At 68.3% G+C, this 12237-nt stretch carries 9 protein-coding genes and 1 tRNA gene; 7 read left to right on the forward strand and 3 right to left on the reverse strand.

The features are described from left to right. Positions 1 to 15: 15 nt before the first annotated feature. Positions 16 to 834, forward strand: coding sequence for a hypothetical protein (locus ACQCVD_RS12345; protein WP_426824068.1), 819 nt, complete (start codon positions 16 to 18; stop codon positions 832 to 834). Between the two features lie 18 nt (positions 835 to 852). Then, positions 853 to 1212 carry a hypothetical protein gene (locus ACQCVD_RS12350; protein ID WP_426824069.1) on the forward strand — a complete coding sequence of 120 codons (360 nt, stop codon included), beginning with the start codon at positions 853 to 855 and terminating at the stop codon, positions 1210 to 1212. Position 1213: 1 nt separating this feature from the next. Here ACQCVD_RS12350 and ACQCVD_RS12355 read toward each other — a convergent pair whose 3' ends face one another. The 3 genes from ACQCVD_RS12355 to ACQCVD_RS12365 form a co-directional block, all read right to left on the reverse strand. Continuing rightward, positions 1214 to 2257, reverse strand: coding sequence for a winged helix DNA-binding domain-containing protein (locus ACQCVD_RS12355; protein WP_426824070.1), 1044 nt, complete (start codon positions 2255 to 2257; stop codon positions 1214 to 1216). Next, positions 2257 to 4887 carry a DNA polymerase I gene (gene polA, locus ACQCVD_RS12360; protein WP_426824110.1) on the reverse strand — a complete coding sequence of 877 codons (2631 nt, stop codon included), beginning with the start codon at positions 4885 to 4887 and terminating at the stop codon, positions 2257 to 2259. Before polA ends, ACQCVD_RS12355 begins: the two co-directional genes overlap by 1 nt. 124 nt (positions 4888 to 5011) lie before the next feature. Continuing rightward, complete coding sequence (locus ACQCVD_RS12365; RefSeq protein WP_426824071.1) at positions 5012 to 5869, reverse strand: SDR family NAD(P)-dependent oxidoreductase; 858 nt, start codon at positions 5867 to 5869, stop codon at positions 5012 to 5014. A gap of 127 nt (positions 5870 to 5996) precedes the next feature. Between ACQCVD_RS12365 and ACQCVD_RS12370 the strand changes: the two genes are divergently transcribed. The 5 genes from ACQCVD_RS12370 (at position 5997) to ACQCVD_RS12390 (ending at position 12160) form a co-directional block, all read left to right on the forward strand. Then, positions 5997 to 6070, forward strand: a tRNA-Leu gene (locus ACQCVD_RS12370). Positions 6071 to 6614: 544 nt separating this feature from the next. Continuing rightward, complete coding sequence (locus tag ACQCVD_RS12375; RefSeq protein ID WP_426824072.1) at positions 6615 to 7625, forward strand: pyridoxal-phosphate dependent enzyme; 1011 nt, start codon at positions 6615 to 6617, stop codon at positions 7623 to 7625. A 63-nt stretch (positions 7626 to 7688) separates the two neighbouring features. Beyond that, the gene (locus ACQCVD_RS12380) at positions 7689 to 10628 is read left to right on the forward strand and encodes an FAD/NAD(P)-binding protein (protein ID WP_426824073.1); all 2940 of its coding nucleotides are present in this window, start codon (positions 7689 to 7691) and stop codon (positions 10626 to 10628) included. 102 nt (positions 10629 to 10730) lie between these two features. After that, complete coding sequence (locus ACQCVD_RS12385; protein WP_426824074.1) at positions 10731 to 10991, forward strand: hypothetical protein; 261 nt, start codon at positions 10731 to 10733, stop codon at positions 10989 to 10991. A gap of 203 nt (positions 10992 to 11194) precedes the next feature. Further along, positions 11195 to 12160 carry a DUF368 domain-containing protein gene (locus ACQCVD_RS12390; protein ID WP_426824075.1) on the forward strand — a complete coding sequence of 322 codons (966 nt, stop codon included), beginning with the start codon at positions 11195 to 11197 and terminating at the stop codon, positions 12158 to 12160. The last annotated feature ends 77 nt before the right edge of the window (positions 12161 to 12237 follow it).

Below are 12237 nucleotides of genomic sequence, written 5' to 3' on the forward strand. Positions count from 1 at the left end.
GCTATCCTTCCCACTATGCGCATGCTCACGGACGTCAGTCGGGGTCAGTGGCTCATTGACCGCGCGGGAAAGTGGGCCACGGTTTCCGGCGTCGCCGGCACCGGGTTCGAGGCTTATGCACGCATTCTGCATCCGATTCCGGTGAGCCGCTGGGACGAAGAAAACCGGCGCATCTCCGAGGAAGCCACCTGGTCATGGAAACAGGTGGCAGAAAGGCTCGGACGAAGGCTTCACTCGCGGACCGAATGGATGGAACTGACCGACGGGGAATCGCTGCTCAACAGGCCGGACGCTGACGGATGGCGGATCGGACAGTCACTGGAGGGCTGGTTCGACCCGGAACTGCTGGCCCGGCTCACAGTGCACCTGCGCGAAGCCACGGCCACCCCGGATGACCTGACCCTGGCGTTCTGGGAGGGCTTCGCACAGTTCTCCGGCGCGGTCACCTACCTCACCCTCACCGGCGATGACGGCGGCGCCGGTCGCCGCGACGCGCTGGCGCGGCTGTCCCCGGAATTCCGGGAGATCTACGACAGCCGTATCCGGATGCACTACCCCGGACGCGATTTCCTCTTGGCGGGCTCCGACCTCGACGAACTGAGTGACCCAGCATGGCCCTACGCGGCGGGGATCGGTTGGAGTGGCGGCCGCTTCCCCGGGCCTTCCCCGCAGCTGATCTGGCCGGCGGACCATGCCTGGGTGGTCGCCTCCGAGATCGACTGGGATTTCACGATTCTCGCGGGACCGCGGGAGCTTATCGACGCCGTCCTCGCCGACCCGGTCTTCGAGGTCTTCAGGGCCTACCCCAACCGCCACCCCACTGAGCCGCGCTGAGCACTACTGTCATGTTCCATGACCCGTATACCGGAACACTGGCTCCCCCACCGTCGGGAGGACGGTGAATTGATCGGCTGGATCGACCTGGACACCCGGGCCCCGATGATCCTGCCGATCAACCGTCTCGGCCGGGCGCTGCCACCCGTGGCGCACTGGCCGGAGGCCGAGGCTGCCCTCGAGGAGATCGGACTGCGCTTCCTGATGGAGAAATTCGACTACACCGATCCCGCTGGCGCGGTCCACGTGGTGCGCATCCGGCACATCTACGATGACCGGATCATCGTCACCACCGCACAGTCCGACGCCGTGGGCGACGTGGGCGAGGAATACGTTCTTCCCTTCCCCGCTCCGGATTCGCTGAGATCACGACGTTGATTCAGCTGTTGCGGTGGAAGGGGAAGTCCCGGAACCGCCGGCGGATCCCGGCCGCCGCGTAGTCGGGGACACCGCTGTAGTCATCGACAGTCAACCGGCCACCCGCCTGGCGCCAAGCGCCACGGACCACCCCGTCCACCACCACCGCCTTGCGGAAAACCCCCATGTTCTTGGGCACGAGCTGTTCGTGGACCACGCTGGTCATGGCGAACAGCCGGTCGCGGTAACCGAGGATGAATTCATCGAAGGCCGGCAACAGGTGCGGATGCCGGAGGGCGCGGCCCGCGGCGGCCACCTCCCCGGCCAGCCCCACCCGGGCCCACATCCCGTCACCGAGGTCCACCAGATCCTCCGGTAACCGCGTGAAGGCCCGTCGGATCTCCGCCTTGGGAAGCTTCGACCACCAGGCGAAATCCTCCGCCGTGGCCGGTCCCCGCGTGCGGAGATAACGGGTGGCCAATTCCGGGACGGCGGCGTCGCGGTCGCCGTTGAACCGCTCCGCGAGCCCCGGTCCGAGCAACCCGGCCGCCGGGGTGATCAACTGCCGGCTCCCCGCGTACACCGCCATTCCGGTGATCATCAGCAGATAGCGGACCCGGTAGAAGGTGGATGACGTCGCCCCCGGGACCACCCGCACCACCAGGTCGCGGAACTCCGCCTGGGTCAGTCCACCCGGGGCGTCGGCAAGCAGCTGGGCGATGGTGTCCACCGCCGCCGCATCGGCGCCTGCCGTGGCGCAGTTGCGCCGGGCGCGTTCCCGGACCTGGCCGGAGCATAGTTCGGTGAGCCAGGTCATGTCCGCCGCCGCGCCGAGGAAGACCGTCCCGCGCATCGGGTAGGCGCGCACCAGTTCGCCGTCCGCCAGCGACCGGTGCACGTCGGCCATCCGGTTCTGCTGCAGGCGCAGTGCCACCGAGGAGAACACGGTGGGTTCCTGCCCCTGCATCAGGCCGAAATCCCGGACCGTCTCAACTGCCGTGGCATAGGGCCTGGTCACCAGGCCCTGGGCGACCAGCCGGGCACGGGCCAGCGGCCGGTCCGGCATCAGTGTGCCGCCTCGTCCCAGTTCTGGCCGTCACCGGCGGAGACCTCCAGCGGAACGGCCAGGGTGATGGCGCCGTCCATCTCCCGTTCCACGATCTCGCGGACCTGTTCCAGCTCACCGGCGGCGATCTCGACGACGAGTTCATCGTGGACCTGCAGGAGAACGCGTGACTTCACCTTGGCTTTGCGTAGCTCGCGGTCGACGCGGATCATGGCGACCTTGATGATGTCCGCGGCCGTGCCCTGGATCGGGGCGTTGAGCGCGGCGCGCTCGGCGTTCTCGCGGGCGACCCGATTGTCCGAGGTCAGCTCCGGCAGGTAGCGGCGGCGGCCGAAGAGTGTGGCGGTGTAGCCGGCCTTGCGGGCCTCGTCCACGACCTCGGACAGGTAGCGCTTGACCCCGCCGAAGCGTTCAAAATAGCTCTCCATGGTCTCCTTGGCCTCCGCCGGGGAGATGTTGAGCTGCTGGGACAGGCCAAAGGCGGAGAGCCCGTAGACCAGGCCGTAGGACATGGCCTTGACGCGTCGACGCAATTCCGGGGTCACCCCGTCGATGGGGACGTCGAAGACCTTGGAGCCGACGTAGTTGTGCAGGTCCTCGCCCTCCTGGTACGCCTCGATCAGGCCGGGATCGCCGGACAGGTGCGCCATCACACGCATCTCGATCTGGGAGTAGTCGGCGGTCAGCAGGGTCTCATAGCCCTCACCGACGGTGAACGCCGAGCGGATCTTGCGGCCGGCGAGGGTGCGCACCGGGATGTTCTGCAGGTTCGGGTCAGTCGAGCTGAGCCGGCCGGTGGAGGCGACGGTCTGGTTAAAGGTGGTGTGGATGCGTCCGTCACCGTTGACCGTCTTGATCAGCCCCTCCAGCGTGGACTTCATCTTCTGGTACTCGCGGTGGGCCAGCAGGTGGTCGAGGAAGGGGTGCGGATTCTTCACCGCCAGCGCCTCGACCTCCTTGGCGGCCGTGGAGTAGCCGGTCTTGGTCTTCTTGGTCTTGGGCAGTCCCAGGGTCTCGAACAGCACCACCTGCAGTTGCTTGGGGCTGGAGAGGTTGAGCTCGGGATCTCCCGACAGTTCGCGGGCGGCCTCCTCCTCTTCTGCCACGGCGGCCACGAAGGCGGACAGCTGTTCCTCGAGGGTAGCCACGTCCACGTTGATGCCGGAGGCCTCCATGCGCGCGAGAATGCTGACCAGGGGCAGCTCCAGGTCGGCGTAGAGCTCGTAGCTGCTGATTTCCTGGAGCTGTTTCGTCAGTTCCTCGGCCAGTTCCAGGACGGCCACTGCCCGGTCGATCAGGTGGCGGGAGGTCTCGCCGCTGTCGAGCAGGGCGAGTTGGCCGGTGCCGGACTCGGTGGGGTCGGACAGCTGCCGCTGCAGGTGGCGCTGGTAGACGTCCTTGAGTTCATAGGTGCGCTGCCCGGGGCGGAGCAGGTAGGCGGCGATCGCGGTGTCGTGGGCGATGCCGTTGAGTTCGAAACCCCGCGCGCGGAGCATGTGGAAGGTGGCCTTGGCCTCGTGGAGGAATTTCGGATCCGCCGCTGCCAGCCACTCGGCGAGCACCTTTTCCTCCGCGGCGTCGATTTCCGCGAGGTCGAGGGCGAAGGCGTGGCGCTCGGGGTCAACCAGGGCAATGGCCTCCGCGTCGCCGGTGGCGGGCGTGCCGACGCCGTCCACGGCCACCGCCAGGCCGGCGGCCCGGCGCGGGGCCAGCCAGTCGGCCAGCGCGCCGGTGTCCACGGTGACCTCGGCTGCGGGCTCCGGGACGGCGGACGCGCCGGTGTCGTCGGTGCGGACGGCCGCCAGGACGCGTTCGCGCAGGTTCGTCCCGAACTGCAGATCATCGAAACGCTCGGCGATGCCCGGAACGTCGGCTTCGCGGAAGGTCAGTTCGTCCGGGCCGACGGGCAGCTCCATGTCGGTGACCATCTGGGTCAGTTCACGGTTGAGTTTGACCTGGTCCAGCCGTTCCCGGAAGTTGTTGCCGGCCTTGCCCTTGATCTCGTCGGCGTGGGCCAGCAGGTTGTCCAGACTGCCGTACTGGACGATCCACTTGGTGGCGGTCTTCTCGCCGACGCCGGGGATGTTGGGCAGGTTGTCCGAGGGGTCTCCACGCAGGGCCGCGAAGTCGGGGTACTGCTCCGGGGTCAGTCCGTACTTCTCCTCCACGGCCGCCGGGGTGAAGCGGTGCAGGGTGGACACGCCGCGCATCGGGTAGAGCACGGTGGTGTGGGCGTCGACCAGCTGGAGGTAGTCACGGTCGCCGGTGACGATGACCGTCTCGTAGCGCAGGGGGCGGGCGGCTGTGGTCAGGGTGGCGATGATGTCATCGGCCTCGTAGTTCTCCTGCTCCAGGGTGGTGATGCCGAGGGTGTGCAGCACTTCCTTGATCAGGCCGACCTGGCCCTTGAATTCCTCCGGGGTGGCCTCCCGTTGCGCCTTGTAGTCCGGAAACATCTCCGTGCGGAAGGTCTTGCGGCCGACATCGAAGGCGACGGCAACGTGGCTGGGCTGCTGCTCACTGATGATGTTCGCCAGCATGGACAGGAAGCCGTAGACGGCGTTGGTGTGCTGTCCGCCGGTCGTGGAGAAGTTCTCGGCCGGCAGGGCGAAGAAGGCTCGGAAGGCCATCGAGTGGCCGTCGATCAGCAGGAGACGGTCCCGCTGTCCGGCGTCGCTGTCGGTCTGGGTCTGATCGGTTTTCTCACTCACACTGCAGAGTCTAGGTGACCGCTCTCGGCCGTCGGAGGCGGACTCAGTGGTCCCGGGGCGTTTCGCCGTGATCGGGCCACCGGACCGCGAGCATCTGGGCGGAAAGCTCCCAGTGCCGCTCGGCGAACCGGCGGTCCCGGGTCTGTGGGTGACTGTCGGCGGGCTTGAGGTTGTCGCCGTAGAAGTGGCCGGACTCCCAGTCCTGCCCGGGCTGTCCGGTGATGAAGTGGAACAGTCTGGCTCCGCCGGTTTCCGGGGAGGCAAGCAGGCGGGACAGGGGTCCCTGGTAAAGCCGGTGCATCATGCCGCTGGTCTGGGTGGCGAAGCTGGTGGCGAGCACGCCCGGGTGGAAGGCCACGGCGTTGAGGCCCCGGTGGTGGAAGCGGGCGTGGAGCTGCTTGGCGAAGACGATGTTGGCCAGCTTGGCGTTGCCGTAGGCCCGGTTGGGGGTGTAGGCACCCCAGGTGTTCAGGTCGTTGAGGTCGACGTCGCTGAAGATTCTGGCGGCGATGCTGGCGGTGTTGACGACGGTTGCTCCGCTGGCCAGGAGGGGTTCGATGAGCAGGTTCGTCAGGAGGTAGGGGGCGAGGTGGTTGACCTGGAAGGTCTTTTCGAATCCGTCCTCGGTGCGGATGGGGCCGTCGAAGATGCCGCCCGCGTTATTGGCCAGGACGTCGATGCGCGGGCAGGACGCGGTGAGGGTGTGCGCCAGGCGGCGTACGTCCTCCAACCGGGAGAAGTCCGCCAGGTGGTATTCCGCGCCCAGCCGCTGCGCCACGGCCCGGGTTTTGTCCGGGGACCGTCCGACGAGCACCAGCCGGTCCTCGGTGGCGGCGGCCAGCATATCGGCTGCTGCCGCTCCGATGCCGTCGCTGGCGCCGGTGACGATGATGGTGCGCACGGCATTTCCTCCCTCGGAGTGGGGCCCGGTGGGCGGGGACACTGTCCATCTGATTCTAGCGAGAACAAGGAGTTTCCCGCCCCGGGATTGGTCTTGGGGTTCCCCCCTGGTCTATGATTCTTCCCATGCCCTAGTAGCCCAATTGGCAGAGGCAACGGATTCAAAACCCGTCCAGTGTGGGTTCGAGTCCCACCTGGGGCACATCACTCACCCTCCCGTCGGATCAGTTTTCCGGCGGGAGGGTGTTGCGTTGCCGCACCAGCCCCGGCTGTCGGGGAGGGCCCGCCTCCGCGCCGATCTCCGGAAGCACGGGCTCCGGGGTGTCCCCCGCTGCGGGACAACGCCTCCCCGTGCGACGACCGCGCCTATACACCCACCGGTTACTACGGCGTCGGTGACATGAGGTACCGGTAGGCTCCCGTTCCTTCCGTCCGGCTGCCGCGAAGTTCTGCGGGCAGCCGAGACGGACCAGAAACCGCAGTACCCCGGGGCCGTCTTCGCCGGGGCACAGCCCGAGACCGGCCACGAGCGGACGTCCCCGCCCAGCAGCCGGAGTTCCGGCCTGGGCGGCCGGGCCCCGCCGCACCACCGAATCGAACGGCCGTTCCCCGGCCGCGACCAGCGCAGATTGGTTGCGCCCCTTCACTTTTCCGCACGCTGCGATAACTCTTTCCGGACCCGACAATGACTATGCTGGGCGCTCATCCACTACCGCCACACCGGCCCATCCGCCAGAGGAGGAACCGTGTCCCACGTCGAAACTGATCCCGACACCGGTATCCGAAGCACCATCGGCAACACCCCACTCATCCGCCTCGACCGGCTCCTGCCCCGGCCGGACGTCACCGTCTGGGCGAAGCTCGAGTACTTCAACCCGGGGGGCAGCGCCAAGGACCGGACCGCGAAGGCGCTGATCGACGCAGCGCGACGGACCGGTGAGCTGCGCCCCGGCATGAGCATCATCGAGTCCAGCTCCGGCAACCTGGGAATGGCCCTGGCCAGAGAGGCGTCCCTGGGCGGCTGGCCGTTCCACTGCGTGGTGGACCCCCGCGTCAATCAGCAGGCGGTGGCCACGATGACCGCGCTGGGGGCCAAGGTCCACCACGTCACCGAACCGGATCCGGTGACCGGCGACTGGCTGCAGGCCCGCCGCAGCCGGGTCGCGGAACTGCTGCAGGAGATCCCCGGCTCCCTCAGCCTGGACCAGTACTCGAATCGGGCGGCTTTCGGGGCACACGCGGACGGCACCATGACCGAGGTGGTCGAGCAACTGGGCCATGCGCCCGATCTGCTGTTGGTCGCGATGAGTACGACGGGCACCATCGGCGGCTGTCTCCGGCATCTGCGCCGGATCGGCGCCGCGACCACCACCGTCGGCGTGGACGCGGAGGGCTCGGTGCTCTTCGGCGGCTGCCGCGGCCACCGCAGCCTGCCGGGGTTCGGCGCCGGTGTACTCCCGGAGCTGGCCACCGAGTCCCGCCCCGACGCGGTCGACCGCGTCAGCGACATCGACTCGGTGACGGGTGCGCGGTTGCTCGCCCGTCGGGAGGGCATCCTTCCCGGGGCCTCAGGGGGCGCGGTGGTCACCGCCGCGCTCGCCCGAGCGGCGGACCTCCCGGTCGGTTCGGAGATGGTGCTGATCCTGCACGACGCGGGCGGCGCCTACCTGGACACGGTCTACAACGACGAGTGGACCCGGCAGACCCTCGGCATCGACGGTGCCGAACTCGAAGAGCGGATCAGCACCTTCCCCTGATCCTCCGACGCCCTCCGATCCCTCTCCCGACCTCCCCCTTCAGCCCGGAAAGGCACCATTCCCGTGACCGTTAACGCCCCCACCGATTCCCGTCCGCGTCAGATCGCCATCGTGGGGGGTGGTCCCCGCGGGTTGCAGGCGACGGAACGGCTCCTCCACCATCTCGCGGAGGCGGGCACCGCAGCCGAGATCACCGTCTTCGACCACCGCCCTCTCGGCCACGGCGCGGCCTACGACACCTCACAGCCCGACTCCTGGCTCATCAACGTCACCGCCAGGGCCATCAGCTCCCACCTGGGCGGTTTCAACCAGTGGCGGGAGCGCCGCGGGGAGTCGGCCACCGACCACTTTCCGCCACGGTCGTCAGTCGGCGAATTCTTCGGCGCCAGCTGGCGGGAGCTGACCGCGCACCTGCCGCGCGGGTGCCGGTTCCGGTACGTCAGCCAGGCAGTCAGCGACATCGCGCCCGCGGCGGGAGCGGCCGGAAACCACTGGCGGCTCCGTACCGCCGACGGCCGGCACCGCGAGTTCGCGGAAGTGCTGTTGGCCACCGGCCACGCCACCTCCTGGCCCGGCGCGCTGCCCCCGACCATCGACGGCGTCCCCACCACCCCGGTCTACCCCGCCCACGGGCTGCGGTCTGTGGCGCCCGGTGACACCGTCCTGGTACGGGGGGCGGCACTGAGTTTCCTGGACGCCACCCTCGCGCTGACGGTCGAACGCGGTGGGAGCTTCACCGCGGGGGACTCCGGAGTGCGCTACGTGCCCTCCGGGGAGGAACCGTCCCGCATCCTGCCCGTCAGCCGCAGCAACCGCTTCCTGGTGGTCAAGCCCACCCCCGGTACTTCCCTCACCTGTCTCGACCTCACCGCAGCCACCCGTGCCGGTGACGCCGCCATCCGCCTCGCCGGCTCAACGGCTGACCTCGTCCGGATCCTCGGGGAAACCGCCAGCAGCTACCTGCGCACCGCGGGCGTCCGGGCCCCGGACACCACCGCGATCAGGGCGGTGCTCGACGGCACCGACGCCAGCGGCGATCCGGTCACCGAACTCCGGTGTTCCCTCGCGGTGGCCCAGGGCCAGCGGACTCCGGGAGCGGAATGGGCGGTCGGCGAAGCCTGGCGGCGTCTCTACCCCGCCATCATCTGGCGGACCTCATACGGCGGTCGGGCCGACCTGCCCGGCTTCCACGAGTTGAGCCGCCGCCTGGAACGCGTCGGGTTCGGCCCGCCCCCGGCCACCGTCGAACGGCTGCTCGCCCTGATCGACGCTGGCGTCGTGGATACCTCGCTGATGACCGCGGGGTCCGACGACCTGCCTTGGGCGGTGAGCACCACCGGCGCCGATGTCGTGGTCGATGCCGTGCTCGCGCCCCAGGGCGTCGTTTCCGGCACCCTGGTCGGCGCCCTCGTCGAGCAGGGGCTCGCCGAATTGGAACCCTCCGGCCGCGGGCTGGCGGTCGAACGCGACGGCACCGTGACCGGTCAGGAGCATCTCGCGGTCATCGGCCGGGAGACCGAGGACACGGTGCTCGGCAACGACTCCCTCAACCGTGCCCTGCACGACGTGATCGAACGATGGGCGCGCCGGGTGACAGATGTCCTCGGCGGAGCTGGCGCCGAAACCCTGGAGCGCGGAGTGCACGGTGAGCCACCACTGACCGCACGGCTGGAGCCCTGGGAACGGCAGCTGCTCGGCGATCCGGCCCGCTGCGCCGAGTTGGTGGCGGAGTACGGGTCCCCCGTCAACGTCCTGCACCCGGGACCGATGGAGCGCAATATCGCAGAGCTCGTCGAGGCCGGCGCGGATCTCGGGGTGCCGGTGCAGGTGTTCTTCGCCCGTAAGGCGAACAAGGCGCTCGGCTTCGTCGACCGGGTACGCGATCTCGGTCACGGCGTGGACGTCGCCAGCCACCGGGAGCTCGCACAGGTACTTGACCGCGGGGTAAAACCGGAACGCATCATTCTCAGCGCGGCGATCAAGCCGGACACCCTCCTGGAGCTGGCGGTCAGCACGGGCGTGTGCGTCTCGGTGGATTCGGTGGCCGAGCTCCATCGGGTCGCGGAGATCGCCGCCACCCGGAATCAGCGGGTCCGGGTGGCGCCCCGTCTGGCGCCGGACCCGGCACACCTGCCACCGACGCGCTTCGGGGAGCGCCTGGACACGTGGACGACGGCCCTGCCCCACTGCCCTGCGGGCGTGGATGTGGTGGGCGTCCACGTCCACCTGCACGGCTATTCCGCCACCGACCGGCGGACGGCCCTGGGTGAGGCGCTCCAGCTGGTGGACGCCGCCGCCCGGCACGGTCACCTGCCGCAGTTCGTCGACCTCGGTGGCGGCGTCCCCATGAGCTACCTGGACGATAGACAGCAGTGGGAGACCTTCCTGCGGGAGCGGGAGGCGATGAATGCCGGCGAGCGGGAGCCCTTCACCTGGAAGGCGGATCCCCTGCGGTCCTTCTACCCCTTCCATCAGCAGCCCACGCGCGGCGACTGGCTGCGGGAGCTGCTGGGTGGGCCACTGGCGGGCGGTGAGGAAACCGCCGCCGCCGGACTGATCCGCCGCGGTCTGCACCTGCATCTGGAACCGGGCCGTTCCCTCCTCGACGGTTGCGGCCTGATCCTGACGGAGGTCGCTTTCCGCAAGGAGCGCAGTGACGGCCTCCCGTTGATCGGGGTGGCGATGAACCGAACCCAGTGCCGCACCACCTCCGATGACATTCTGCTGGATCCGGTGCTCGTGCGGCAGCACCCGGCCGATCCGGCCACTGCAGTCTCCGGTTTCCTGGTCGGTGCCTACTGCATCGAGGATGAGCTCATCATCCGCCGACGGCTGAATTTTCCCGGTGGCGTCAAGCCCGGAGACCTGATCGCTATCCCCAACACCGCCGGTTACTTCATGCACATCCTGGAAAGTGCCTCCCACCAGATCCCCCTGGCCCGCAATGTCGTCCTCACTGATCCGGAAGCGTTTGCCGTGCGGCCGGACGATATCGACGGCTGACCGAACCAGCGACCGGCCAGCGGCCACCTTGGGGCGCGCCGCGGCCGGGAAACGGCTATTCTTATCGCGTTCACAGTCTTTTCCACAAGGAGATAATCCGCGATGCGTCGCTTCCTGGTCGCCCTGACCGCCACCGCCACCCTCACCTTCACCGCAGTGCCCGCCGCCGGGGCCGCGGAGGCCCTCGAGAGCCTTCCGGCTGAGGCCAAGCTCGGCAGCTCCGCCATGGAGAACCTGTCCGCCGGGGGCAGCAGCGACGACACCCTGGACGACGTGCTCGACCTGGGCAAGGACTGGCTGCTGGGTGCGGCGCTGGTCACCATCGCGGGTGGTCTGGTGACCCTGGTGAGCACCGTACGCTAGCCCCATCGTCAAGTGGAAAACCTTGACTGGAGATGCCTCTCCCACGTGATAGGCAATAACAGAAGATACGCTCCCGGGGCGCGGGCCGGGCTACCCCTCCCACCCGCCGGCCCGCCGCTTTCGGCCCCCGGCCGAACTCGCTTAGACTGGGCATTCAACTTTTGACCATCTGTATCTTCGTAGGACGGGACCTTCAGGCCACCATGACAGCACCGGATCAACACATCTACCCCAAACGTGCCCGCAATACCCCGATCAGCATCATCCTCAACTTCATCCGGGGCGGGTTGATCGGCATGGCGGAACTCGTCCCGGGCATCTCCGGCGGCACCGTCGCGCTGGTGGTCGGTATCTACGAGCGTGCGCTGGGTGCCGGCAACGGCCTGCTCGACGTCGTGAAGGCGGCCGTCAAGGACCGCTCCCGGTTGAACGCCGCCGCCGCGAAGGTGGACTGGCTGTTCCTGTTGGCGGTCGGCGTCGGCATGGTCCTCATGGTGTTCTCCATGTCCACGTTGTTGTCGAACTTCGTCGAGAACCACCCCGAGGTCTCCCGCGGCCTGTTCCTGGGCATGGTGGCCGTCTCCATCATCGTGCCCGTGGGCATGATGGACCCGAAGGACCTGAAGAAGAAGTTGCCCGCCGTGGTGCCGGTGTTCATCGTCGCCGCGGTCGTGAGTTTCATCGCCACCGGTTTCACCTCCGCCCCGCAGGAGAACCCCTCGCTGATCATCATCTTCCTGGCTGCCGCCGTCGCCGTGTGTGCGTTGGTGTTGCCCGGGGTCTCCGGTTCCTTCTTCCTGCTCGCCGTCGGCCTCTATGCTCCGGTGATGAATTCCCTGTCCAACCGCGAGTGGGACGTGATCGGCGTGTTCATCCTCGGTGCCCTGCTCGGCATCATCCTGTTCATCCGGGGACTCAGCTGGGTGCTGGAGCACCACCGCACCATCACCCTGACCATCATGTCGGGCCTCATGCTGGGTTCGCTGCGGGCGCTGTGGCCGTGGCAGGACGGCGAGGCGGGCCTCCTCTCCCCCTACGGCTCCAGCGGTGAGATCTGGACGGTGATCGGCATGGTCGCCCTCGGTGGAGCGATTGTCGCCGCCTTCATCGTCGCCGAGAAGCTCAGCCCCAAGCAGTCCCTGGTCCGCACCGAGACCGAACCGGCCTGACCCCGCCTTCCCCTGGCACAGCAGCCGCAACCTTCAAGAATCCGGTGTCCGACCGGAGAAGGGTTGCGGCTACACTT

Origin of the sequence: Corynebacterium halotolerans (assembly GCF_050107895.1) — a bacterium.
GTDB classification, from domain to species: Bacteria; Actinomycetota; Actinomycetes; order Mycobacteriales; family Mycobacteriaceae; genus Corynebacterium; species Corynebacterium halotolerans_B.